22 protein-coding genes are annotated in these 26,049 nt (G+C 56.3%); 7 read left to right on the top strand and 15 right to left on the bottom strand.

Features of this window, described 5'->3' with window-relative positions; translation table 11 throughout:
* Positions 1–179, top strand: a 179-nt coding sequence (locus AB4Y97_RS09055) for a winged helix-turn-helix domain-containing protein (RefSeq protein WP_441998885.1), incomplete at its 5' end; no start/stop codon positions are given.
* A gap of 791 nt (positions 180–970) precedes the next feature.
* Here AB4Y97_RS09055 and AB4Y97_RS09060 read toward each other — a convergent pair.
* Complete coding sequence (locus AB4Y97_RS09060) at positions 971–1,222, bottom strand: BON domain-containing protein (protein WP_441998707.1); 252 nt, start codon at positions 1,220–1,222, stop codon at positions 971–973.
* A gap of 95 nt (positions 1,223–1,317) precedes the next feature.
* Positions 1,318–2,157 (bottom strand): universal stress protein, encoded by an 840-nt coding sequence (locus AB4Y97_RS09065; RefSeq protein WP_441998708.1) that lies wholly within the window; start codon positions 2,155–2,157, stop codon positions 1,318–1,320.
* Positions 2,158–2,769: 612 nt separating this feature from the next.
* On the opposite strand from AB4Y97_RS09065, the gene AB4Y97_RS09070 reads away from it, so the two are divergent.
* Positions 2,770–5,037, top strand: coding sequence for a PAS domain S-box protein (locus AB4Y97_RS09070; protein WP_441998709.1), 2,268 nt, complete (start codon positions 2,770–2,772; stop codon positions 5,035–5,037).
* Here the strand turns inward: AB4Y97_RS09070 and AB4Y97_RS09075 are convergent.
* Positions 5,034–5,768 (bottom strand): response regulator, encoded by a 735-nt coding sequence (locus AB4Y97_RS09075; protein WP_441998710.1) that lies wholly within the window; start codon positions 5,766–5,768, stop codon positions 5,034–5,036. The two genes, AB4Y97_RS09070 and AB4Y97_RS09075, sit on opposite strands and share 4 nt — an antisense overlap.
* A 140-nt stretch (positions 5,769–5,908) precedes the next feature.
* Between AB4Y97_RS09075 and AB4Y97_RS09080 the strand changes: the two genes are divergently transcribed.
* Positions 5,909–6,676: a helix-turn-helix domain-containing protein gene (locus AB4Y97_RS09080; RefSeq protein ID WP_441998711.1), complete on the top strand. Its 768-nt coding sequence runs from the start codon at positions 5,909–5,911 to the stop codon at positions 6,674–6,676.
* Between the two features lie 267 nt (positions 6,677–6,943).
* Here the strand turns inward: AB4Y97_RS09080 and AB4Y97_RS09085 are convergent, their stop codons facing one another.
* From AB4Y97_RS09085 to AB4Y97_RS09110, 6 genes are read right to left on the bottom strand one after another with little or no spacing between them, the layout of a single operon-like run.
* Positions 6,944–7,891, bottom strand: coding sequence for a carbohydrate kinase family protein (locus AB4Y97_RS09085; RefSeq protein WP_441998712.1), 948 nt, complete (start codon positions 7,889–7,891; stop codon positions 6,944–6,946).
* The gene (locus AB4Y97_RS09090) at positions 7,879–8,973 is read right to left on the bottom strand and encodes an ABC transporter ATP-binding protein (RefSeq protein WP_441998713.1); all 1,095 of its coding nucleotides are present in this window, start codon (positions 8,971–8,973) and stop codon (positions 7,879–7,881) included. The genes AB4Y97_RS09085 and AB4Y97_RS09090 overlap by 13 nt, the downstream gene beginning before the upstream one ends.
* Entirely contained in the window at positions 8,973–10,490 is a 1,518-nt protein-coding gene (gene argH, locus AB4Y97_RS09095; protein ID WP_441998714.1) for an argininosuccinate lyase, read from the bottom strand. The genes AB4Y97_RS09090 and argH overlap by 1 nt, the downstream gene beginning before the upstream one ends.
* Positions 10,491–10,492: 2 nt before the next feature.
* On the bottom strand, positions 10,493–11,350 hold the full coding sequence (locus AB4Y97_RS09100) for a carbohydrate ABC transporter permease (protein WP_441998715.1): 858 nt from the start codon (positions 11,348–11,350) through the stop codon (positions 10,493–10,495).
* A 2-nt stretch (positions 11,351–11,352) separates the two neighbouring features.
* Positions 11,353–12,273, bottom strand: coding sequence for a carbohydrate ABC transporter permease (locus tag AB4Y97_RS09105; protein ID WP_441998716.1), 921 nt, complete (start codon positions 12,271–12,273; stop codon positions 11,353–11,355).
* A gap of 7 nt (positions 12,274–12,280) precedes the next feature.
* Positions 12,281–13,531 (bottom strand): extracellular solute-binding protein, encoded by a 1,251-nt coding sequence (locus AB4Y97_RS09110; RefSeq protein WP_441998717.1) that lies wholly within the window; start codon positions 13,529–13,531, stop codon positions 12,281–12,283.
* Positions 13,532–13,716: 185 nt separating this feature from the next.
* On the opposite strand from AB4Y97_RS09110, the gene AB4Y97_RS09115 reads away from it, so the two are divergent.
* Positions 13,717–14,943: an ROK family protein gene (locus tag AB4Y97_RS09115; RefSeq protein ID WP_441998718.1), complete on the top strand. Its 1,227-nt coding sequence runs from the start codon at positions 13,717–13,719 to the stop codon at positions 14,941–14,943.
* A gap of 26 nt (positions 14,944–14,969) precedes the next feature.
* Positions 14,970–17,381: a PIG-L family deacetylase gene (locus AB4Y97_RS09120; RefSeq protein ID WP_441998719.1), complete on the top strand. Its 2,412-nt coding sequence runs from the start codon at positions 14,970–14,972 to the stop codon at positions 17,379–17,381.
* Positions 17,382–17,512: 131 nt separating this feature from the next.
* Here AB4Y97_RS09120 and AB4Y97_RS09125 read toward each other — a convergent pair whose 3' ends face one another.
* The 6 genes from AB4Y97_RS09125 to argE form a co-directional block, all read right to left on the bottom strand.
* On the bottom strand, positions 17,513–18,517 hold the full coding sequence (locus AB4Y97_RS09125; protein ID WP_441998720.1) for an ABC transporter ATP-binding protein: 1,005 nt from the start codon (positions 18,515–18,517) through the stop codon (positions 17,513–17,515).
* Entirely contained in the window at positions 18,514–19,506 is a 993-nt protein-coding gene (locus AB4Y97_RS09130; protein ID WP_441998721.1) for an ABC transporter ATP-binding protein, read from the bottom strand. The genes AB4Y97_RS09125 and AB4Y97_RS09130 overlap by 4 nt, the downstream gene beginning before the upstream one ends.
* A gap of 14 nt (positions 19,507–19,520) precedes the next feature.
* Entirely contained in the window at positions 19,521–20,483 is a 963-nt protein-coding gene (locus AB4Y97_RS09135) for an ABC transporter permease (protein WP_441998722.1), read from the bottom strand.
* A gap of 5 nt (positions 20,484–20,488) precedes the next feature.
* Positions 20,489–21,469, bottom strand: coding sequence for an ABC transporter permease (locus AB4Y97_RS09140; RefSeq protein WP_441998723.1), 981 nt, complete (start codon positions 21,467–21,469; stop codon positions 20,489–20,491).
* 119 nt (positions 21,470–21,588) lie between these two features.
* Complete coding sequence (locus AB4Y97_RS09145) at positions 21,589–23,184, bottom strand: ABC transporter substrate-binding protein (protein WP_441998724.1); 1,596 nt, start codon at positions 23,182–23,184, stop codon at positions 21,589–21,591.
* Positions 23,185–23,339: 155 nt separating this feature from the next.
* Positions 23,340–24,494 (bottom strand): acetylornithine deacetylase, encoded by a 1,155-nt coding sequence (argE, locus tag AB4Y97_RS09150; RefSeq protein WP_441998725.1) that lies wholly within the window; start codon positions 24,492–24,494, stop codon positions 23,340–23,342.
* Between the two features lie 144 nt (positions 24,495–24,638).
* Here argE and AB4Y97_RS09155 point away from each other — a divergent pair, with 144 nt between their 5' ends.
* Positions 24,639–25,019, top strand: coding sequence for a RidA family protein (locus tag AB4Y97_RS09155; protein ID WP_441998726.1), 381 nt, complete (start codon positions 24,639–24,641; stop codon positions 25,017–25,019).
* A 13-nt stretch (positions 25,020–25,032) separates the two neighbouring features.
* Positions 25,033–26,004: a threonine ammonia-lyase gene (locus tag AB4Y97_RS09160; RefSeq protein WP_441998727.1), complete on the top strand. Its 972-nt coding sequence runs from the start codon at positions 25,033–25,035 to the stop codon at positions 26,002–26,004.
* Positions 26,005–26,049 lie beyond the last annotated feature (45 nt).

The raw sequence follows: 26,049 nt of genomic DNA on the forward strand, positions 1-26,049 counted from the left end.
GACGTCTGACCAAGACCCAGATCTTCAACGCCATCTACGGCCTCTACAGCAACGAGGTCGAGGAGAGCGTCGTCGAGGGCCATGTCAGCAAGCTGCGCAAGAAGCTCCGCGCCCGCCTCGGATACGATCCCATCGAAGCTAAACGCTATGTTGGTTATAAGTATGTCGGACAAACCTGACAGCGCTGTATTGCTCTTGGAGATGCGTACTCTAAAAACGGCGTGATCCTTGAACACAAATCCTCGCGCCCATGGAAGAAAGTAGTCAGAGCGTCGGCACGGTTTCGGTAGAGCGCGATCAACGTCATTTAAAGCCAAGCAGGCTCATCGATAATCCAGCAACGAACAGCGAACAGAACACGTTACATCATCGGCAAGGAAACTTGCGCAGCAACAGTATTCGCCCGAGAGCCGCAACCCTTCCGCAAGAGCGTGTACGCAGAGTAGCGAGAAATTTCTTACCCCAAGAAGATGAGCCTCCCTGCATCGGCATAGCCTCATTCCGTGAGACAATTCTCGGTAAAATCACGGCCTTGTTCGGCCCTATTTGCGGACCTCCCAGGACCTACCAATCCATGCAGTGTCAACCAACCTGTCGTCAATCGCCTTCACTCCCCGGCTGACCATGGAGCACGCTCGATCACGACGCGCTCATAATAATCATGTACTTTTCCTTCGAGGGCGACTTTATCAGCATCTACGATTACCTGAATTGCGCTTGTCTCGATTTCAACGCTACCCTTCAGGACTTGTAAAGTTTTTTACCTTATGTCCGAAGTCTGGGTATATGCCTTGACCTCAATGAGGTTTGAGACCCACCGATTCCGGAGAGTTTCTTCACAGCCGTCTCATCCGCCAGTTTTTGATATTGCCAATCAACCACTCTTGATAGGGTTATCCAGCCCTTTTTGTACCTTAACGTTAAGGAGATCGCTGGAAACTCGTGCATTCCAGGCGATGACGCTTGGTGCTCACTTAGCAATCTCGTCATCCGATGTTTCCTTATCGTTTGGATACCGTACTTCGATCTCTCGAGCGAAGGCGCGTACGCCGCACACACGTCGCACAGCGTGCTCGATTGCAACCTTTTCTGCATAGCTTTTCACATGACCGCTACGGATTACGATTCCTTCGTCGACGGCAATTCTGATGCTGGCAGCATCGATGCTCGGTTCAAACTTAAGCTCGTCTATGCCAAGTTTGCGCAGGAGCTTGCCATCCATGGAATCCTCGCTCGCTGGTAACATTCGCAATAAAACTCGAATACTTCATGACGATGAAACGGCCCTCAAGCTGTGCCTATCATCCTCTGTACCCATCAATGTGCCATGAGAAGGGGAAATGGCGATTGGTGCAGCAGCTCGCGCGTCACACCGCCGAGGGCCCATTCCCGTAGCCGGGAATGTCCATAGCCGCCTGCCACGATGAGATCAGCTTCCTGACTTTGAGCTTCATTCAAGATGGCGTTGGCGACGTTACTATTATTGCTGCGCAGATTGTGGAGGCTGACTTTCACACCATGTCGATCAAGATGACTGGTTAAATCCGCACCAGGCTTTCTCTCTTCATCCGAGGGAGCCTCCTCGCTGACGGTTACTAATGCGACCTCCCGAGCTTTCCTCAGGAAAGGCATCGCTTCATCGACCGCATGCGCCGCCTCGCGGCTAGAATTCCAGGCAACTAGAATACGATCGAAACCATCGCTTGCGGGCCGCATGTCAGGGACGAGAAGAATGCTTCGCCCCGACCCGAAAAGAACACCTTGCATCAATTCAGGCCAACGGCTGATCCCATTGGGTCCAAAGGGCCGAAGCAAAACAGCGATATCAGCCCACCGCGCCTCTACAGTAGCCACGTTCGCAATCTCATCTGCAAACACATCAAAACGGCGGATTTCATGAGGCGCTTCTAATTTATCAAGCTTGACCTTGAGGCTATGCTCAAGGCGATCTCCCTCCTTTCGCGCTTGCTTCATAATCTCAGCATAGAACTCGGCGCCACCATAACCCGTTTCGACAGGAGCGACCGTGTAGGGCAGAGTATTCAAGAAAAGGCCCGTAATATAGGCCTTAAAAAGCTTGGCAAGCATATAAGAATAAGCGATCCTCGTCTCATCATCCGGCGTCCCATCGAGATGAACGAGAATATCTTTGATCATATCGGTCCTCGCGACCTCTCCCGGGCCAATATTCTCGTCCTGCCCTTCCAATTTGTTTCATTCATCTTACGGATCCCGGGACGAGCGCCGAGCGTACCCCCTTCATGATATTGTTGGCCTCGGCAATGTAATCCGATATAGCGGCCTGGGCGAACGTCGTTTGTTTCTGAAGCGTCACCAGCATTGTTTGGCATCTGGCAAGCGCAGAGGGATGATTGGCTTGGACCTGCAATCGGCGACTTGCGAAGGACAACTTTTCGCTTGTCACGATAAGCGAGAGGTCGATTGTCGATCTCCATGCTTTTGTAAAAGCCTTTAATTCGTCAGAGTTCGGGCGATGTGAGACAATTTTCTGGGATGTCATAGCCTACCCTCGACGCGATTGGCGGTCAGGCATGATCGACAGGCCATCGTTCAAGACATTGACAAATATCAGTTTCTTCCACGCCACCGCCCTACAGATAGCGATACTCGCAAGACTTTTTCTGATCAAAATCATTTTCCTTTGGCTCTGAGAATGTCTATTCTTCCGCTTCCTCTTTAATAGAGGACACGAAGTAGTTAATCGCATGACGCGTCAATGAGGAAGCTTTTCTATAAGCGGGTCTGCCTATGAAGGCCTCTGTAATTCTTCCAAAGATAGGCGCAAAAGCAGATCGCTTATTGCCGATCACCTTTGCCTTAGTCGCAATATTTTTTGTCTTCGACACCCTGCTGCCGGCAGAATTAGCAGCCGGTTTCCTTTACATCCCCATTGTTCTCCTGAGCTTTTGGATCGAACAAAAACGTTCAATCCTCATCATTGCAGCGCTCACAACACTGCTCGCCGTCGTTGGGTATATCGCATCGCCGCCAAGCCCCGGCTATGGCGATTTCTTCACGATTCTGAATCGCGGCTTGGCAATTGCAATCATCTGGTGGGCCGCCCTTCTTGCCTTAGCCCACAGAGAGGCAAGGCGCGCTCTTGTAGCAAGCGAGCAGGATCTTCTGGATGCGCAGAGACTCGCCCGCCTCGGGCGCCTTGAGATCCGCGATAAAGCAGGCGCCACAGGCTTCCTCTCAAAAGAAACGTTGGATGTGCTGGGAATACCCAACGATGGCTATGCCATACCCTGGCAGGGCTTTCTGGATAATTATGTCCATGAGGACGACCGATCCCAGGTGAAGGCACTAGTCTCCAGAGCCTATCAGCACGGTCTCTCATTCGAATTTGAGTTTAGGATCGTTCAGTCGAATGGATCAATGCGCAAGATCAGATGCATCGGAGAACGGAGAAGCGAAAGCACCATACGCGTCGTAGCGACTCTCTTTGACATGACGGCTCTCAGATCCGCAGAGGAATTGGCCCTTCAAAAGGAGATGCGCCTCCGGTCCATTCTGGAGACTATACCCGAGGCCCTAGTGACGATCGGCGAGACAGGATGCATCGAATCCTTCAGTCGATCGGCGGAAGAACTTTTCGGCTATAAAGCTAGCGAGGTTTTAGGAGAAAATGTCAGAATGCTTATGCCCGCTCCTCGTAATGAGCAGCATGATCAGTATATTCAACGCGTCCTGACGACGCGCAATCCAAAGATTATCGGAATCGGCACGTTAGTCATGGGACTTCGCCGAGATGGCACAACCTTTCCCATGGATCTTGCTGTCGGCGAGGCAATGGTTGGAGGTCAACGCATCTTTACTTGCTTCATCCGCGATCTTACCAGCCGACAAAAGATCGAGCAGGAGTTGCGCCAATCCCAAAAGATGGAAGCTATCGGTCAACTGACCGGCGGTATCGCGCACGATTTCAATAATCTACTGACTGTAGCAATCGGCAACCTCGAAATGATCGAGGCCTCCCCCAACCTGGGAGCAGAGGATCGAGCGATCCTATCCGAAGTTCAGGATGCTGCTCAGCAAGGGGCCAACCTCACTGAGCGTCTATTAGCCTTTGGTCGTCGGCAACCACTCAACCCAATCTTGGTCGATATTGGTGAGCTCGTTTCCGATTTTTCACGCCTTTTACGCAGAACCCTTGGCGAAGCGATAGACATGCGATTGATAGTCAGCGGAGATAGATATTTCGCTTTCGTCGACAGTGTGCAATTCCAAAACGCCCTTCTCAACCTCGCTCTCAATGCCCGAGATGCCATGCCTCAAGGAGGGTCGCTCACGCTCGAAGTATCGTACGCTGAAATCGAAGAGGATTATGCTCAAATATATCCTGAAGCCAAAGCTGGTCGTTTTGTGCTTTTGAGCGTGACCGATACCGGTATCGGGATGTCACAGGAGGTGAAGCAGAAGGCTTTTGAACCTTTCTTCACGACGAAGCCAATCGGAACTGGAACCGGACTAGGCCTCTGCATGGTCTACGGTTTCATCAAACAGTCGGGTGGGCTGATTCATCTCTATAGCGAGACTGGAAAGGGCACGACAGTTCAAGTCTTCCTGCCTCTTGCGGAGAATGAGAAGCTGGAGGACGAAGTCGATCCGATTCTCACATCGCAGGACTTTCCCGCACGCGGCGAGACAATTCTCCTGACAGAAGACGATGCACAGGTTCGCCGTGTCACGGTCGCGCGCCTCAAAGCCCTAGGATATACCGTTGTTGAGGCCGCAAATGGGCTTGAGGCTTTAAAAATCCTGAAAGGGAACCAGCACATCGACCTACTCTTTACCGATATCGTGATGTCTGAAGGCATGACAGGCGGCGAACTCGCACAGGTGGTTAGGCGGGCCTATCCAAAGATTCGCATTCTTCTGACTACAGGCTATACCGAGCCGGACATCATCAAGCAGGAAATCATCGGCGGATCATTGTGGCTGAAGAAGCCCTATACGGCGCTTGATCTAGCCCGCAAAACTCGAGAGGCTCTGGGCGACGGAGTACGGGCTTAAGGTTCGATATCCCCCGTAAAAACATAGCCTACATTACGGACGGACTTGATGAAGATCGGGTGTCGAGGATCGATCTCTATCTTCTTTCGCAATCGCGCCACTTGGGCATCAATTGTCCGATCAAGGGCATCATGGGCTCGCCCTCGCGTCAAGTTCATCAAGCGGTCACGGTGCAGGACACGCCCGGAATGACTAATCAAGATTTGAAGAAGCTCAAACTCGCCCGTCGTCAAAGCAACGTTCTGGCCAGTAGGTGTAGTCAATTGGCGGCGCTGAAGATCAAATTGCCACCCTTCGAAGCGAATGATTGGACGTTCCGCCTTTTCATGATCGCGCACCGCACGTGCTTGTTGAACGCGGCGCAGGACGCTGCGGATACGAGCGAGAACTTCGCGAAGGTGGAAGGGTTTCGCGACATAGTCATCGGCCCCAACTTCGAGGCCGACCACCCTGTCGACCATATCACTGCGTCCTGTAAGCATCACGATTCCGATGTGCGGGTAGTCCCTCCGAATATCGCGAGCAAGAACGAGGCCGTCCTCCCGCGGGAGAATGAGATCGAGAAGGATGAGATCTATGGCCTCTTTGGCGAGCACATCCTTCATGACATCGCCATTCTCAGCCAAGCTAACGCGAAATCCCTCCCCTGAGAGGTATCGGGCAAGCATAGTCCTAATCCTGGCGTCATCATCGACAACGAGAATATGCGACTCATTCGGCCCTGTAGCCATCACACAATCCGCTTAAAGGCTAAGCTTAGGTGCTATTACAAACCGTCATATAACGTATCTAAACATTACTGCCACAACACGAAGCTGCAAAGTTTATCAGCCAATGCATAGGGCTTTCCTTGCCCTTAAGGAGAGCTGATATGTCTTTCTCGGTCGCTACGACGGGCAGAATGGAATCCCTCGCGGAGCTTTTCACATCTCGGGCAACAGATTCATGCCACCCCGGACAAGCCATATTCTGGGAAGGAGATCCCGCTACAGGCACCTTCCGAATCCACGAAGGCGTGCTTCGCCTTTACAGAATTCTACCTGATGGATGCCGTGCGGTCACTGGATTCGCCTTTGCCGGAGATGTTCTTGGCATCGCTTTCCATGACAGATATTCCTATACTGCCGAGGCCGTAACCAATGTTCGATACTCTCGTTTTTCGCGCGAGCGTTTGCGAAAGCTCGCCTCCGAGTCCCCTGCCCTTCAGCACGAACTTTTCGAAGTGGTCGCAGATGAGCTAAGCGCTGCGCAAGAGCAAATGATTCTGCTCGGGCAGAAGAGTTCAGAGGAGCGCGTCGCCAGCTTCTTGCTGAAAAATGGCCTGAGAGTATATGGGAGCGATAAGAAAACGATTGACTTCGAACTGCCGATGACGCGCCTCGACATGGCTGATTATCTGGGCCTCACGATTGAAACTGTATGCCGCTCTCTAACGAAACTGAAACAAGCGAAGTTAGTATCCTTCCGGGGACGTCACCGGGTCACCTTGCATAAGTTGGCGGAATTGGCGCGCTTCGCCGGCGAGGAGGAGCTGGAAATTCTGAGGGACCCTGATCATCATGACCCTGTTGTGAGGTCTGAGCCGATGCCCTTACCATTCCAGAACGATAAGTCTGGCCGGATGCACCTTGTGATCTGACGTGTATCTCGATAGCGGCAAAGGCCTTCCTAAAGCAAAGCTGCAAGCAGTTGAAGGAAAGAAAGGAGGATGAGCTCAATCTAAATTCTGATTGTCAGGCGTGCCGTTTCTTGGATGAGTTATTCTGCAACGCATCGTTTTGCTCTCTGATTTAGTCTGGCAATGATATTGAAAGTTCAGCGAGAAATCCTCGCTCTTAAAGAACGGTCAGCGCCAAGACCTAGAGCAACAATCAGAGCTTTGTGTAGGGCCACTCTGTATCGTTTCTTACAAAAAGTGAGCTTTCTGCAACGTACTGCCTGTAGCAGCGCTCAGCGCTCTCAATGCTGTCGTGCCCCCCGCCGCTTGCACGGATAGGCTGCCCGCGGCAATGGCTGCGGCGAGAGAGGCACGATCGCTCTCCCCCTTCAACCAATGGTGAAGAAAGCCCGCATTGAATGCATCGCCCGCACCCGTCGTATCAACAACGCGGACCTGCGGAGCAGGGAGCGAGATATGTCCGCCGGCTCTGGCAAGAGTAGCCCCCGCAGATCCTCTCTTCAGGACCATAATTGGAAAATATTGGGATAAATATGCGAGCGCTTGGTCTATGTCGCTCGTGCGAGCGACGGCTTTCGCCTCTTCAACATTAGGCAAGAAAAGATCGATCCCGCGGCAGTTTTCGAGAAAACCGGGGTCGTGAATCAGCGTATCGTCCCAACTGGGGTCCAGTGAAATCGTCAGGCCTTTGGCCTTGGCCTGATCCACGAGTCCAGGGATTTCGGCCAACGTCGCATATTCTGCAATATGGATATGCCGGGCCTCTGGTGATGAAAGTGCGGCCTTGAGTGTTGCGGGGCGCCCATGTCCTGCGCGTCGAGATAGGAAAGCCCGATCCTGAGACTGGACGATGGCGACCGTCAACTGCGGGCCCGCATCAGCAGAGCGTTCGGCAAAAGCGAGTCCAACACCGCTCTCTACGAGTTCGCCTTCCATACCGAGCGACAAAGGGTCCGTACCCAAGCGCGTCACAAGTGACGCCGAACGCCCCAGGCTGACAAGATGGGCAGCCGTGATGAAGGCACCACCACCTGGAACTACGGCGACATTGTCCGCAAATAATTCACGACCAAGGACAGGAAGTCCGCCTAAGCCTGTGAAAACTAAATCGCAATAAGTGCGCCCGAGGCACAGAACATTATTTTTGTACTCGGGTGTGATCGTTACATCCGGCATAGGGCCCGTTCGGATTTAGCGTCAAACAAATAAAGGCTGCCAGGCGATGCATGAACCGAGATTTGCTCGCTCACTTTTGGGATCGTCTTGCCGGGTGCACTAGCAATAATGGACGTACCACCGACATCGAGATGAACCAGCGTCTCAGAGCCAAGGGGCTCGACAACAGCAACTTGACCCTTCAGGGTCAGTCCGCCCTCACCCGCCAGACCGACAACGAGATCGTGCGGACGGACGCCCACAAGAACGTCAGCTCCGATCATGCCCGCAGGGTTGGACGTTGCAAGGGATACAGTCGCGCCCACTCCCTTGAGTTCGGCGCTGTAGTGCCCAGCCCTTTCTGCAAGCCGGGCGGACAGGATATTCATGGTCGGACTTCCAATGAAACGCGCGGTGAAGACGTCGGCCGGATTATCGTAGAGCTCCATGGGCGTGCCGACCTGGAGAATACGCCCGTCTCGCATGACAACGATTCGGTCGGCCATGGTCATGGCTTCAACTTGGTCGTGCGTAACGAATACGATGGTAGTCCCAAGCCTCTGATGCAGCTTCTTGATCTCAAGACGCATCTGAGTGCGTAGCTGTGCATCCAGATTCGAGAGAGGCTCATCGAACAGAAAGGCCGCCGGATTGCGCACCATGGCACGGCCGATGGCAACACGCTGACGCTGCCCACCCGACAACTGCGATGGGCGCCGGTCAAGTAGGCTTTCAAGTCCGAGGATCCGCGCCGTTTCTGCGATCCGCTTCTTTTTCTCAACCTCCGGAAGTTTCGAGGTATAGAGCCCGAAGCCAATATTTTGCGCCACACTCATATGCGGATAAATGGCGTAATTTTGGAACACCATGGCGATGTTCCTGTCTTTGGGCTCGGCCTCATTGACCACGCGACCATCGATCTTGATCGTGCCTCCGGAAATATCTTCCAACCCCGCGATCATACGCAGCGTCGTCGATTTGCCGCAGCCCGATGGGCCGACGAGCACGACGAACTCACCGTCGCTGACATGCAGATCAATGCCGTGAACGACAGTGGCCTTGCCATATTGTTTAACGAGGCCGTCAAGGGCAATGGTTGCCATCAGGCTTCTCCCAGAAGCGAACGGAATTTCGAGTCGAGTTCGGACGATGCAGTTACTTCTCGCGCAGCCGTGGCACGCGCTTGATCCGTCAAAGCGTCAAGCTGATCGCGATACCCTTGAAGGGCTTCGCTCAATACTTGCGGCGCAGGTCCGCCAAAACGATTTCGAACTGCGATGAAATGCTCAGGCGCAACCATTTCGACAAAGGTCGCTTCATCAATGCTCGTCTGCCTGCCTGTCGCGTAAGCGAAGGCCTTCAGGAAAGTCGCATAGCCATCTTTGGCGAGGTCACCCTGCACGGCGACGACTGCTCGCGCAACGGCTGCTGCAATCTCATGCGCCTCGCGGAAGGAAAGTCCTTCGCGACGGACAAGGCTGTCGGCAAGCTCCGTGACAGTAATGCAGCTTCGCCGGATATTCTCCCTCACTCGGGTGTCATCGATGCGGATTTCCGACATCAAGGCGGCGAGGAGGTCGAGAACGCGACCTGCGGAGACAAAGGCCTCGTAGCCCATGGCTTGGGTCTCGCCTTCGCTGTCGTTCATGTCTGTGAATGGCGTATTATGCATGATGTCAAGCATCGCCCGCGCACGGCCGAAAGTCTGCGATGCCAGATGGCGCAAATGCTCGATGGGAACTGGATTCCGCTTTTGCGGCATGATTGAAGAGATCTGCACGAAAGCATTCGGCACGTAGATCTGGCCGACCTCGAAACTCGTCCAGAATTGCAGATCCTGGATTGGACGCCCGAGATGCAGGAACATGAGTTCGATGGCGCCATAGGTCGCTGTGACGTAATCAACCGCCGCGATGCAACTATAGGAATTCTGCAACGGTGCCGAAAAGCCTAGCAGCGCCGCCATGCGTTCCCGGTTGATGGGAAAACCGGAGGTGGTGATCGCCGCCGCTCCCATGGGAGAGCGATCGACGATCTCACGGGCCTGAACAAGGCGCTCGATATCCCGCAGCAGAACCTCGATCATCGCGCCAAGATAATGACCGAATGTCGTGGGTTGGGCCGGCTGGCCGTGCGTATAGGCAACAATCAGCGTCGCCTTCTCACGGGCCGCGACCTTGATTAGCGTATCGGCAAGATGGCGGACCTTTATGAGCAGGGTATCGATGCGCTCCTTCAGGCCGAGTTTGAACAGCGTATGATCGATATCGTTGCGGGACCGCGCCGTATGAAGGCGCCCAGCGATATCGGGGCCGAGCCTGCGCTTTAATTCCTTCTCAATGAGAAAGAAAAAGTCTTCGACCTCACCGGTATAGGTGAGTTCCGAAACGTCTATCTCCACATCAATCGCTTCCAACGCTCGAGCGATAGCTCCAGCCTGCTTGCGATCGAGAATCCCGCTCTCGGTGAGCATGACCAAATGCGCGCGATCGATACGGCGAAAGCCGTCCACGTGATGCGCCTTTGCTCCATCGAAGAGAGGTCGCAGCACCGTCTCCTTGTAGACGGGATCTGGGAAGACGCTTTTATCGTCGAGACGAGGGTCATTGACTTTGGACATGATCAACCCTTGAGGCCCGCGAGCATGACTCCACGAACGATATAGCGCTGGAGGAGAAGGAAGACGAACAATGTCGGGATCGTCGCAAGACTCGCACCCGTCATAATCATTTCCCACTGGATCGCCTGCTCTACCGCGAAGCTGGAGAGTCCAACCGGCAACGTGTAAAGCTCGCGGCTGTTGGTAACGATGAGAGGCCAGAAAAAGGCAGTCCAGTTGCCGAGAAAGGTGAAGATCGCCAGCGCCGACAAAGCAGGCGTGACGAGAGGCATTGCCACGCGCCACCAGATCGTGAACTCGTTCAAGCCATCGACACGCGCTGCCTCCAGAAACTCATCCGGCACGGTTTCGAAAAACTGCTTCATCAGGAAAGTGCCGAACGCCGTCATCATGCCGGGGAACATGATGCCCCAATAGGAGTCGATCCAGCCGAAATTGCTCGCCATGAGGTACCATGGAATGACGAGCATCTCGGTCGGGATCATCAGCGTCGACAAGATGGCGATGAAGACGAGGTAGCGGCCCCGAAAGTGAAACTTCGCCAACGTATAACCGACAAGCGAGTCAAAAAAGACATTTGACAGGGTCACACAAACAGCGACCACAAGCGAGTTCATGAACCAGCGCAGAAAACGTCCATCCGAGAGGACAGCCTTATAGTTGTCGAGAGATGGCGATTCCGGAATGAGACGCAGGTCATAGACCTGCGAAGCGTCCTTCAACGAGGTCGACAACATGAAGAGGATCGGGGCCACCATGACGACGCCACCGAGGAAGAGCAGCGTCCAAGCAATGATGCGTCCCGGGCGAGCGGGTAGGCTCTGCCCCACACTCCGCGATGGAAGAGTAGCTGTCGTCATCGTCAGCGGTCCTTGAGCAAGCGAAGCTGAATAAGCGAGACGACGAGCAGGATCAGGAACAGGACTACTGTCTGCGCGGCCGCATAACCCATCTCCAGCGATTTGAAGGCTGTCTGATAGATCATCAACACGATTGGCTTCGTTGTATTGAGTGGCCCACCAGGGTCGTTGAAGGTCATATTATAGACCTGGTCAAAGATCCTTAAGAACCCAATGGACGAGAAGACCACGAGGAAGACGATCGTGGGTTTCAGAAGCGGAATGGTAATCTTCCGCAGGATCGCGAATTCCGACAATCCATCGATGCGTGCCGCCTCGTAATAGGACGACGGAATGGCCCTTAGGCCAGCCATGAAAATGATGACCTGAAAACCAAGCCCTGCCCACACGGCGGGAGCCAGGATTGCAGGCAGCGCTTGCGCTGTAGAGCGCAGGAACGGCTGTTGCGGCAGGCCCAGCCATGTGAACAGGCCGTTGATCACGCCGATAGGAATCGGCTGATAGAACCATCGCCAAACCCAGGCCATAGCGGCCGCGGTCGTCAGAAAAGGCAAGAAGTAAAGCGCACGGATGAAGCCATGCATGAACGTGACGCGGTCGAGATAATAAGCAACCACGAAGGAAATCAGCAGGCTAATCGGCGTGCCTATGACGAGATAGGCAGCCGTGTTGCGGAAGACCTGCCAGAACAGCGGATCTTGCGCAAGGCGAATATAGTTAGCGAGGCCGACAAACGATGCCGGCCTCAGCAGGTTCCAGTCCGTAAAGGACAGCGCAAACGCTTCGAGCGTGGGCCAGAAGCGAATGACACTATAGAAGACGATCGGCACCGCCAGGAAAGACCAAGCCCAGAGCACCCGTTTGTGGCGGAGACTCAACCCATCCCAGGCGCGACTGGATCTCACAGACGATGCCGTCACCATCACATCCTCACTTCGCGGCGCGATCGATGATCGCCTGCTCCGCCTTCGCCGCCTCGGCGAGTGACGCCTTCGGATCCTGATTTTGGATCAGAACGCGATTGACCATGTCGATGGCGACCTGACGCTGAGCGGCCTCGTCCACAAAAAGAGTGGTGTGCGCATATTCAAGGCCTTTGAGGAAGGGACCGTAGATTGGGTGAGCCAGGTTGGCCTGCGTCAAGGCAGCCGAACGCCGGGCTGGGAGTTCACCGACCGTCTGCATCCACAGCTCCATCGCCTCAGGCGAGCTGACATAGGTCAGGAACTTCTTCGCCGCCTCGAGCTTTTCGCCCGTTACCCTGCTGGTGATGGCATTGGCGAAATAGCTCGCGTAGTTGCTGCGCACGCCGTTCGCTGCGGGGAGCTCCGTCACGCCCCACTCGAACGTTTTGATCGAAGAAAACGCACCAAGGCGGAACGTGCCGTCGATCGTCATCGCGGCCAGACCACCTTTGAAGGCGGCCTGCGCCTCATCCATGAAGCCGACCTGACCGACCTTTTGCTTCTTCTGGAGGTCCACATAGAATTGCAGTGCCTTCAGGCCGGCTTCATCGTCATACGCAACCTTGCGGTCGTTGTTGGTGTAGGGAACACCACCGTTCTGACGGATAAGAACCTCGCGCCACCATTGATGATCCTGGCCGGCCATATCCATGGCAAAGCCTTCGGAGAGAATGTTGCCGGCAGCATCACGCTTCACGGTCTTTTCAGCGGCGGCAACGAATTCTTCGATTGTCTGCGGCGGCTTGTTCGGATCGAGTCCGGCGGCCTGGAATGCCTTCTTGTTATAGAACAACGCGAGGGAACGAACCGCCGTCGGCAGGCCGTAATATTCGCCGTTGCGCTTCATGGCGGTGACGATCGGGAAGAATTCTGCCTCGATCTTTTCATGCGGAAACGCATCTTTAGGCAGAGGCTGGATGAGCTTGCCTGCCAGGAAGCCGTCAACCCACCCGTAGAAGAGTTGCACCACATCCGGACCCTGGCCGGCGGTAACGGCCGCGGCAACCTTGGTCTGATACTCCGCATAAGGGAAGGTCGTGTGCTTCACCTTGATATCAGGATTGGCCGCCTGGAATTTCTGGATCAGCTGATCCATGGCCTTGACGCGAGTGTCGAAGACATACTGCCAATATTCGATCTCGACGGCGCTTGCGGCGTTAGCAGCCAGGAAGCTGAAGCCGAAGGCAAGACCAGCGATCATTTTTCGTAAGCGCATGAACGACCCTCCATTTTGCCAGCCGATTGGTTTTTCCCGGCTTGGCGAAAGTTCCCATTGTCCAGAGCGCGACCGAACCCGCTCATCGAAACAAGCTCGCTTGGCGAAAGGATGCTGTCAATAAAATAATTCACTTGAGTTATTCGCAGGTCCTGGGCATCGTCTGGGCGGGAGATAGATTTCAGATGCCGCGACAGAAGCCCTTGCCGCCATCGAAAGTTGCAATCGGCAATAATCCCGAGCGCAACCGCATGCATAATCGCCGAGTTGTGCTGGATGCCGTGCGCCTGCATGGGCCTCTCGGTAGGACGGCTATCGCGCGCTTGGCACACCTGACGCCGCAAGCTGTTTCCAACATCGTCGGCGAACTTCTCGCGGAAGGGCTCCTGCTTGAACGCGGAAGGCTGCGTTCAGGGCGTGGCCTTCCGCCGATTCAAGTCGCGGTCAATCCCGATGGCGGCATGACTGTCGGCATTGAGATCGCAGCCGACCACCTCGTTACGGTTCTCGTCGACCTTACCGGCCGCGTCCGCACCCATCAAACGATTCCCCTAGAGGATACACATCCGGATCACATCATTCCTCTCCTTAAAGTAGAGATCGACAAAGTCTGCAATTCTGTTCCCGGCTCATCCGAAAGATTGCTCGGGATCGGTGTCGTGATGCCGGGGCCGTTTGAGATCGACGGAATGAGCTCGGTGGGGCCGACAACGCTGCCCGGATGGTCGGGCCTGGATGCGTCGGCATTGCTGAGCGCAGCGACAGGCAAGCCCATTCTGGTCGAGAATGACGCGACAGCTGCCGCTGTCGGCGAGCGCCTGCATGGCGTTGCAAGAAACCTCAAGAATTTCTGCCTCGTCTATTTCGGCGCGGGTCTTGGCCTTGGCATCGTCACCGACGGACGTCCTTTGCGCGGCGCCTTCGGCAATGCCGGTGAGATCGGTCACTTCATCGTCACGCCGGGCGGCAAGCCATGCGCCTGCGGCAATCGCGGCTGTCTCGAGCGCTACGCCTCCCTCCATACTCTTAAGGAGCGCATGGCGGCGGAAGGGATTGTCTATCAGAGTCCAACAGATCTCGAGACGCTTCATGCAGCGCAACATCCAATCCTGCGCGAATGGATCAACGAGGCAGCCGCCCATCTGTCTCCCGTCGTCGGGATGCTCGAAAATCTTCTCGATCCTGAGAGTGTCATCTTCGGCGGCGCTTTGCCGGATGCACTTCTCAGTGACTTGATCAAGGCTCTGAACCCGCTGCCTCTATCTGTCGCGAGCCGTCGCCAGCGGATGGTGCCGCGCGTTATCCAGGGAACGACCGGCCTTCTGACCGCAGCGCTAGGCGCCGCCGCCCTGCCGCTTCTCGAAACCATGACGCCAAAGCTCGATACGGCTCCCGCCAAAGCGAGTGGATGATAACCCATACACGAGAGGATGTTTGCATGTTGCGACACCATGAGCGCATCGCAAGAGAGATAGCCGATCCAGCTCTTGTGCGGCTTCATCGCAAGCTCGAAAGGTTATCATCCGTTCTCACCGTTATGAACACCGGTGCCCATCCGGATGATGAAGCAAACGGCATGCTTGCCGCCCTGCGCTTCGGTCTCGGCATGCGCGTCATCGTTGCCTGCTCGACGCGCGGCGAAGGAGGCCAGAATGCCGTCGGGCCCGAGCGCGGAGCAGCGCTCGGCGTGCTCCGTACTCGAGAGATGGAAGTTGCCGCAAAAATTCTCGATGCAGATGTCGTCTGGCTTGGGCATGGGCCGGAAGACCCGGTACACGATTTCGGCTTCTCGAAGAACGGAGACGACACGCTTGCTCGTTGGGGCGAAGATCGCATCGTCGAGCGCTTGGTGCGCGCCTATCGGCAAGAGCGCCCGGATATCGTCATTCCAACTTTCCTCGATGTGCCCGGCCAGCATGGCCATCACCAGGCCATGACGAGAGCTGCGAGAATTGCGGTTGAACGCGCAGCTGATCCTCATGCCTATCCTCAACACCTCGCCGAAGGCTTGAAGCCATGGCGCGTTGCCAAGTTCTACCTTCCCGCCTGGTCCGGCGGCGGAGCAACTTATGACGACGAAGTTCCTCCTCCGGAGCCGACGCTCGTCATTCGGGCTTCAGGCGACGACCTTGCAACCGGTACGCCGTTCGCCAGAATCGGCGAATGGTCGCGCGCTGCTCATCTTTCTCAAGGCATGGGGATCTGGTTGGACAATCCCAAGCGGGTCTGGCCGCTCCACCTTCTCACGAAGGCTAATGGCCCGGCAAAGCATGAAGACGACATCCTCGACGGACTGGATGCGACCATTGGTGCATTGGCGTCATCGGAGGGGCTCTCTCCGAAGGCCTCGGATCTGCTCATCTCGGCACAGCACGACATCAAGCGGGCGCAATCAGCCTTTCCTGATCCGCAAAGTATTCTGGATGCCGCACTTGCGGCCGCTCGCGCTATTAGCGGTGCTCTCGCGGAATGTTCCGGCGCGGTTCGCGATGCGATCGAGCATCGCCTGACACACAAACTTCGTGAACTCGATGCCGTTATACTCGAAGTGCGGGGCGTCCAGGTGCGTGCGTGGACAGAACCAGCTGTCGCGGCTCCTGGCGAAAGGGCCGTGCTGCATGTCACTGTCGATAACTTGGATGGAGACATTGCTATCGAGCCCGTCCTTTCATCCAAGATATCTGTCTCCGGCAGAACGATATCCGGAAACCTTGTCCGTTTTGAACTCGATGTCGCGGAGGACGCTTACTTTACGGCTCCTTATCCGCCACGATACAGCTCCGCCGGCGGAAACGGCGAAGTTGCGATTGCCGTCGAAGCAGAGATGAAGGGGCAAAAAATTCGCGCCTTGGTCGATCTGGAAGAGCCACTTCGTATCGCCCCCCAACATTCCGTTTCCATCGATCCTGAAGTTTTCGTAATCGGCGTGGATAACGCCGACAGCACCTTAAGCGCCAAGGTCAGCATTGAAGGAAGCATGGCTCAAGATCTGGTGACATTTGGGACTGCTCCTCCCGGTTGGGTAGTCACGTACGATGGCAACCATGTCAACATCGAGCCGCCGAGCAATTGCGCACCCGGTCTTTATCGGATCGAGCCGAGCATCAACGAACTTCCGGCATATCGATCGACCCTGATTGCGTATCCTCACATTGGTCGAACTGCGTATCTCAGCCGTGAAGTCTTGAGTATCCTTGCCCTCGACTTGAAGCGTCCCCTTGAGGTGCGCATCGGTTATGTGGGCAGTGGAAACGACCGGGTCGGGCTTTGGCTTGCACGGCTCGGCTTTCCTGTCACGGAGTTGGATACAGAAGCTCTTCGCGGGGATCTGTCTCGCTTCACGACGATCGTCGTTGGCATCTTTGCCTTCGGCAGGCGGCAGGATCTCGCAAGCGCGACCCCGAACCTTCACCGCTTCGTCGATAAAGGCGGACATCTGGTGACACTTTACCATAAGCCGTCGGACGGTTGGGATCCAGCAACGACACCGCCAAGACACATCGAAATCGGTTCTCCATCCGTGCGCTGGCGCGTTACAAACCCGAACGCGCCTGTTGCCATTCTGGATCCGGACCATTCCATCCTTGCCGGTCCCAATAGGATTGGCCTGGAAGACTGGGCGGGATGGGACAAGGAACGCGGAATCTACTTCGCCTCGCGATGGGACGATGCTTATGTGCCGCTTATTGGCATAAGCGATCCGGGCGAAGCTTCTCTTTCAGGTGGATTGCTTTCAGGCAAGATCGGCCAAGGTCGGCATACCCATGTCAGTCTCGTGCTGCACCATCAGCTCGACAAGCTCGTACCAGGCGCGTTTCGCCTTCTCGCCAATCTCGTCCAACCTGCATAGGACTGATACCGGAAACGGAGGGAAGGTAACTCTTTCCCTCCATGATCTGTCATGAGACTCAGAGTGCGATCTGGAACTTTGGAGCGTCACTCAACCGCTCTCTCGCAATCACGAGACCGATCTGCATTAATCTAGGCGGCAACTGGGGATACCAGCCTTCCCTCCTGAACGGCGAAACATGCGACACCTCCGATCAAAGGAGGAATCTCCTTTCGACAGCGATCAGTTGCGAAGGGACACCGGGGATTAAAAGTGCATCCGGTCGGCGGCGTGATAGGATTTGGAATTTCGCCACTGACCGGGACCCTCTGCCGGCCAGTCATGCCCATATCGGGCACCGCATCCAGAAGCATGTGCGTATAGGGATGCTTCGGATTGGAAAAGAGCTCACGTCCGCCCGAAATCTCCACGATACGCCCGAGATACATGACGCCGATACGGGTCGCCATATGTCGCACTACGGCGAGATTGTGGCTGATGAAGAGGTAAGTCAGTCCGAATTGATCCTGCAGGTCGCGCATCAGATTGAGAATCTGCGCCTGCACGGAAACATCGAGTGCGGATGTTGGCTCATCACAGACAATGAACTCGGCATTGGAGGCAAGAGCACGGGCAATCGCGATCCGTTGACGCTGGCCGCCTGAAAATTCGTGCGGGAACTTGACTCCATCGGCGGGATGCAAGCCCACTAATGACAGAAGCTCGCCGACGCGCGCGCGAACACCGCTCTCGTCGTCAATGAGCCTGAAGGCGCGGACAGGTTCCGCCACGATATCCATTACTCGCCAACGTGGATTGAGACTGGCATAGGGGTCCTGAAAGATCATCTGGATGCGCCGCCGCAACCGCTGACGTTCGCCGGACGCCGCACGGCCTACCATCGGCACGCCGTCGATCGTCACACTCCCCTCACTTGGGGGAAGGAGGCCGACGACCATGCGCGCGACCGTCGATTTTCCAGAACCCGATTCCCCTACCAAAGCGAAGGTTTCGCCTTTGGCGATATCGAACGAAACACCGTCGACGGCCTTCAGGATTTGCTTCTCACCCCCCTCGAGGACACGGTTGAGCCAAGGCTTTGAGACATCGAAGACGCGACGAAGGTTCTTGATCTCGGCGTAAGGTTTTTCTGTCACGCAACAACCTCAGCTTTAGCGGGAGCCTGATCGTAGAGGTGGCAGGCGACGGGATGAATGTCGCGCGCAATTGCCTCCGGACGTTCCACGCGGCACCTATCGAACGCGAAGGAGCAACGCGGAGTGAAGGAGCACCCGGAAGGGATGGCGGAAAGCCGGGGCATGGCACCCGGAATCTGCTCGAGTCTATTCGTATCACTCTGGAGCGAAGGTATGGCGCCCATCAGGCCCCTCGCATAAGGATGAAGTGGATGCTGCACCACTTCCTGCACCGGGCCGATCTCTACGATGCGCCCCGCATACATGACTGCAACCCGGTCCGCTGTCTCAGCGATGACACCCATGTCGTGCGTAACAAGCATGATGGCCGTGCCATGCTCGCGCCCGAGACGCTTCAATAGAGATATGATCTGCGCCTGAACCGAAACGTCGAGTGCCGTCGTCGGTTCGTCCGCGATGATGAGTTCAGGCTCTGCGCAAAGGGCGAGTGCGATGACGACACGCTGACGCATCCCGCCGGAAAACTCATGCGGATAGCTGTCGACCCGTCGCTCTGGTGCAGGGATGCCAACCTCAGCCAAAAGATCGATGGCGCGCTTGCGAGCCCCCGATGCCGTCAAGCTCGTATGGGTACGGATCGTCTCGACTAGCTGCTCACCGATGCGATAAAGGGGGTTGAGGCTCGTCAACGGATCCTGAAAGATCATGCCGATCCGCTTGCCGCGGATCCTGCGCATTTCCTGGGGTGGAAGATTGTCGATACGCTGCCCCGAGAGCAGGATTTCCCCACCGGCGAGGCGGCCGGGAGGATCGATAAGGCCAATCACGGCAGAGCCCGTCACCGACTTTCCGGCACCGGATTCACCAACCACGCCGAGAACTTCACCTCGTGCAATATCGAAGGAGATGCCATCGATCGCCTTGAGATTGCCGCGTCTGGTGACAAACTCGACCTTGAGATCGCGGACGGAGAGAACGGGTCGGATCATGTTTTTCTCTCCCTTCATCGCAGTTTCGGATTGAGCGCATCGCGCAACCAATCCCCCAACAGGTTGATGGCCAACACCAGCACGGCAAGGGAAAACCCGGGAAAAGCGACAATCCACCATTCACCGGAAAACAGGTAATTGTTGCCGATCCGGATCAGCGTTCCAAGCGAGGGCATCGTCTCGGGCATGCCTGTTCCTAGGAAGGACAGAGTCGCTTCGGTGATAATCGCCAGGGCAAGGTTGATGGTCGCAATGACGAGAACGGGCCCTGTCACATTCGGCAGAATGTGCTTGAGCATGATGACAGGCGCCGGCAGGCCGATGAGCTTTGCCGCTGCGATATAATCCTTGTTCTTTTCGACCAGAACCGAGCCCCGAACGGTGCGGGCATACTGCACCCAAAAACTCAGTCCGATGGAAAAGACGAGAACGGAAAGAATGGTGGCTGCATCGAGACCGCTGCCCAGAATGGATTTCACGACACCATCGACAAGAAGCGCAATCAGGATGGCCGGGAAGGTGAGCTGCACATCGGCGATACGCATGATGATGGTGTCGATTACGCCACCAAAATATCCGGCCACAAGACCGAGCGTGATGCCGAGTGCCGCCGAGAAGGCGACTCCGAGAAAACCGACGAGAAGCGAGACCCGCAAACCGTAGAGAATGGCAGAGAAGATATCCCGCCCTTGTTCGTCCGTGCCAAGGACGAAGGGGACTTGCCCTTCGGCCTCCCAGAGAGGAGGCAGACGGCTGTTCAGTAATTCGAGCTGCGCGGGATCAAAAGGGTTCTGCGGCGAGAGGACGCCTGCCAGGATCGCAGCAATCAGGAAGATGGCGGTCAGCAAGGCAGCCACCATGGTCAATTTTGAGCGCTTGAAACTGGCCCAGATATCACTATCGAAAAACCGCTCCGCCCAAGAAACATATTCGGTCTTTACGGCGGAAGACACTTGCGAGGAATCCGTCACGTGCATCTCCCTCAAGCCGGCTGTCGGATGGTCGCGCGCAGGCGCGGGTCGACCACGGTATAGAGAATATCAACGGCGAGATTGATGATCACGAAGATCAACGCCACAAGCATGAGATAGGCCGCCATGATCGGAATATCGACATTTTGCACGGCCTGCACGAACAGAAGCCCCATTCCCGGCCATTGGAAAACGGTTTCCGTAATGATCGAGAAGGCGATCACGGAGCCGAGCTGAAGGCCTACGATGGTGATGACGGGGATAAGAGTGTTCTTGAGCGCATGTCCGAAGTGGATGGCGCGTGTCGTCAATCCACGTGCGCGGGCGAACTTGATGTAGTCGGTCCGTAGCACCTCCAGCATCTCCGCGCGCACGATGCGCATGATCAGGGTCATCTGGAACAGGCCGAGTGTGATGGAAGGCATGATCAGGGCCATCAGGCCCGACCCTGTTAGAAACCCGGTTGACCACCAGCCGATGCGAACGGTATCTCCACGCCCATAGGAGGGCAGCCATCCTAACGTCACAGCAAAGAGGTAGATCAGCAAAATGCCGATCAAAAATGTCGGCAGAGAAATCCCGATGAGGGAAATGGTTTGAAAGAGCTTGGCGAGCATGCTTTCCCGCCTCAGGCCTGAATAGACCCCCATCAGGATTCCAAACACGATGGCGAAAACGGTCGCGCAGAAAGCCAGCTCGAGAGTCGCAGGCATGCGCTCAGCAAGGAGATCCGAAACAGGCTGGCGAAACTGATAGGAAACGCCGAAATCCCCTTGAGCGGCGCGCACGAGGTAACGGGCGAACTGAAGGGGGACCGGATCATTGAGGCCAAGCGAACGGCGCACTTCCTCGCGCTGCGCGGCAGGCGTGTCAAGCGACACGATCTGGTTCACCGGGTCTCCGGCAAAACGAAACATCGAAAAAGCGATGATTCCGACGGCTAACAAGACACCAAGGGCCTGAAAAGCGCGACGAATAATAAAAGCAAGCATAAAGCGAACCCATGATCCAGCTATGCCACGTGGCAGGACATGTCCCGTTCAGGCACATTCGAGGAGGGCATCCCGGATACCGCTGACGCGGTATCCGGGAGCTTGCGGATCAGACGGCGTTACTCTTTCTGCGCCCAATAGAGCAGTACCGAGTTATCGGCACGCTGGCTGAGCTTGACCTTCTTCGATACGCCCCAGGCCAGCGACTGCTGATGCAAGGGAATGTAGCCATATTCGCTGGCCGTGAGCTGGAAAGCTTCCTTGATCAACTGATCGCGCTTGGCCTTGTCGTTCTCGACGAGAATCTTGTCCGTCAACTCGTCATGCTTCTTGTTGCAGTAATTGCCGAGATTCGACTCGCCACGCGACGAGCTCGGATTGTCGCGGCAACCTTCAATGTCGAACAACACATTGTGGCTGTCGAAAGTGCCCGGGGTCCAGCCGAGAAGGTAGAATGACGTCTGATAGTTCCCGGACTTCAACACCTTGGCGAAATACTGCGCCTTGGGCTGCGCCATGAGGTTGATCTTCACCCCGACGCGAGCCAGCATGCCGACGACGGCTTGGCAGATCGCCTCGTCATTGACGTAACGATCGTTCGGGCAATCCATGCCGACCTCGAAGCCGTTTGGATATCCGGCCTCTGCCAGAAGCTTCTTGGCGCCGTCCGGATCATATTTCGGACGCTGGAAGTCCTTGGAGAACGTGAAGAGCTCCGGCGCGATCATGAGCGCCGATGGCGTAGAAAGTCCCCGCATGACCCGCGACTTGATTGTCTCGATGTCGATTGCCTTGAAGAAGGCTTCACGAACCTTGGCATCCTTGAATGGGTTCTTGCCCTTCACGTTGGAGAACAACAATTCGTCTCGGGTCTGATCGAAGCCCAGAAAGATGGTACGCAACTCCGGCCCCGTGAGGACCTGGGCATTCGCGCTGCTGTTGACACGCTGGATATCCTGCAACGGAACCGGTTCGATGACATCCACCTCGCCCGACAGGAGAGCCGCAACGCGGGTCGCATCCGACTTGATTGGGGTGAAGACGATTTCATCGAGATTGTGCTCGGCTTTGCCCCACCAATCCGTGTTCTTCTTGAACACCGTTTTGACGCCGGGCTGGTGGCTCTCGATCTTGAACGGGCCCGTGCCGTTTGCATTAAGCGCAGAATAGCTCGGCGAAGTCGCGGCGGCCGGTGTCGGCCCGGCGGTGTTGTTCGCCTCGGCCCATTCCTTATCCATGATGTACCAGGTATCCCACTGGTAGTTCAGGATCGGGTTCGGCGTCTTGAGCTTCACATCGACCGTGTAATCGTCGACTTTCACGAACTCGGCATCGGTCGGCACACGGGTCTGGAAATTGGACCCCTCGGCCCTGACACGCTTGGCGGAGAAGACCACATCGTCGGCGGTGAAGGGATTGCCGTTGTGGAACTTGACTCCCTTGCGCAGGAAGAACCGCCAGGTCAGACCGTCGCTGCTCACTTCCCATTTTTCGGCAAGCCCCGGCTGGACCGCAAGATCCTTGCCGCGCTTCGTCAGACCCTCATAGATATGACCAAGATGAGCGTTCGTGGTCGTTTCGTTGAGGGTGTAGGGATCGAGCGACTTGAGGTCGCCCTGGTTGGCATAACGGAGGGTCACAGCCATCGCCGGCAAGGCCGTGCCGACAAGGAAGGCTGCGGCCGCGGCCGCAAGAACTTTGGTTCGGATGGTCATCTTTCGTTGTTCTCCACTGGAAGTCCCGCGTCGTTGCGCGATGTTTTTCTAGCCGGAAGCCCCGCTTTTCACGGTTATTGCCTCCTCGGGCGCCGAGGTTAGACAGGGAATGGCCTCATGGTCTAGCCCTATATTTTAGCTGCACGGCCGCTCGATCAGGCGGCAAGGTCGGCGATGAGGCGACGCAGGAGGCGCTCTCCGGCCTCGAATTCACTCACTTCGATATACTCGTCAGGTTGGTGCGCCTGGGCGATGTCGCCCGGCCCGCAGACCACGGTCGACCAGCCGTTTTTCTGGAAAAGCCCGGCTTCCGTCCCATAGGCGACCACATGCGTTCCATTATCGCCGGTCAGCCGCCGCATGAGACGTTCCGCCGATCCGTCCTCCTCCGGACGCAAGCCCGGAACGTCGGAGACCAGCTCCACAACGATCCCGGTCTCGGGAAGGACCGCTTTCATGCGCGGCTCGATTACCTCGGCGATGTAGGCCTTGTACTGCTCCAGATAATCCATTGGACTTTCCGTCGGAATCGCTCGGACATCCGTGTAGAACCACGCCGATGACGCAACAATGTTCGCCGCATTACCACCTTCCATCATGCCGCAATGGAGCGTGGTATAGGGTGGCTCAAAGGGATTATTGAGATCGGCTGCCCGCCGATTTTTTTCCATCGCGTCCTCCAGCCATACGACGAGACGGGCGGCGTTCATGACGGCGCTGACGCCTTTATCGATGCGGCTGGAATGGACGGCATATCCCTTCACATGGGTGCGCAGCTGAACGGATGCCTTGTGGCCCGTCACAACGGCATGGCGCGTCGGTTCGCCGACAACCACCGCTGCAGGCGTCGGGATCGTCTCCGCCATGGCGCGTACCATCGATGGGGCGCCCCGGCAGGCCAGCTCCTCGTCGTAGGACAATGCGATATGAATCGGGCGCTTCAAACCCGCCTGCACCATCTCAGGAACGAGGGCAAGAGCGAGCGCATCGAACCCCTTCATATCCGTCGTCCCGCGCCCGTAGAGGCGGCCACCCCGCTCTGTCAGGGTCCAAGGATCGCTCGTCCAGGCTTGCCCTTCGACGGGAACCACATCGGTATGCCCTGAGAGTACGACGCCACCCTCCACACGCGGCCCGATGGTTGCGTAGAGATTGGCCTTGTCGCCTTCGGGACTGTGCACGAGATGACTTTCAATCCCATGGCTTTTCAGCCAATCTCGGGAAAAATGAATGATGTCGAGATTACTGACGGTCGAAACGCTCGGGAAGGCGACCAGGCGCGCAAGCATTTCGCGAGAGGACAGGGACATCGAGCAGGCTCCTTCAATCTGAGCCAGCATCCAGCCCCGCACGGCAAGAGGTCAAGCAGCAATTGGATGCGCGCAAAGTCCATTGGATCAATTGACGGAAGCCTCCTCATCCCGGCATGATCGGGCAATTCCCCGATTCAAATCATGACATTCGATACAATTCTCACCCCCCATGCCCTGCGCCCTCTTGGGCCCTACTCCCAGGCCACGAAGGCTGGCGGCCTGGTTTTCGTCGCGGGTCAATTGCCCCTCGACAGGAACGGCGCCCTGGTCGGAAAGGGTGATATCAAGGCTCAGACCCAAGCCGTTCTTGCTAATATAGCGGCTGTTCTGGATGCGGCGGGGAGCTCTCTCGACAAGGTCGTGAAGACCACCGTTTTCCTCACGAATCTCGATCATTTCACCGCCATGAACGAGGTCTATGCCTCTACTTTTGCCCCCCCCTTTCCAGCGCGCTCAACCGTCGAGATCGGGCGGCTGCCGAACGATATGCTGATCGAGATCGAGTGCATCGCGCTCGCCTGACAAGGACTCTTCCATGACTTCTTTCGATGTGACACTCGCCGATATCGAGGCTGCTCAACGCCGCATTGCGGGACGCATAAGGCGAACACCGGCCTTCGGGAGCCCGGACATATCTGCCCGCCTTGGCCGCCGTACGGCCATAAAGCTGGAGGCACTGCAGATAGCCGGCTCGTTCAAGGTACGCGGTGTATTCAACAAGGTCATGACCTTGAACGACGCCGAACGCAGGCGCGGTCTTGTGACTGTCTCGGGTGGCAATCATGCCATCGCCGTGGCGAAGGTGGCTGGAACGCTCGGGATCGATGCGCTTGTTCTGATGCCGAAGGTGACACCGCGCTTCAACGTCGACCTGACGACGAAGTTCGGTGCCCGTATCGAACTCTGCGATGATGCGGCCGAGGCTTTTGCCAAGGCAGAAGCCTATGCCGGCAAAGGTATGCTGTTCGTCCATCCCTATGACGATCCGGCGATCATCGCCGGGCACGGCACGCTCGGCCTTGAGTTTCTGGAAGATGTGCCTGACCTCACGCATGTCTTCGTATCGATCGGCGGCGGCGGGTTCATGGCCGGCGCTGCGGCAGCATTGAAGGCAAAGCGTCCGGACCTGACGGTATACGGTGTTGAAACGGTGGGCGCACCGACCATGACCGAGGCGTTGAAGGCGAACGAGCCCGTAACGATCCGCGCTACGTCGATTGCACGCACCCTTGGAGCCCCCTTCGTCACGAAACGTACCCTCGCGGCTGCAAAACAGTTTCTGAAGCAAGTGGTTCTGGTGGAAGACAAGCCGGCGATCGCGGATCTGAACTGGCTTCTTCAGACGGAAAAGCTGCTGTGCGAGCCGGCCGCAGCTTGCGTTCTCACCGCGGCAGTGCAAATCGCGCCGTCCCTGCCGGAGGATGCCGTCATTGGCCTCGTGCTTTGTGGCTCGAACGTCTCACTCGACGATCTCGACGCATGGCGTCGGGAATTCGCTCTTTCATGACTGCATCCCAAAACGATATGCGACAGGGCCCATTGCCAGGGGAGA

Source organism: Microvirga sp. 2TAF3 (genome assembly GCF_052114965.1).
Lineage (GTDB): Bacteria > Pseudomonadota > Alphaproteobacteria > Rhizobiales > Beijerinckiaceae > Microvirga.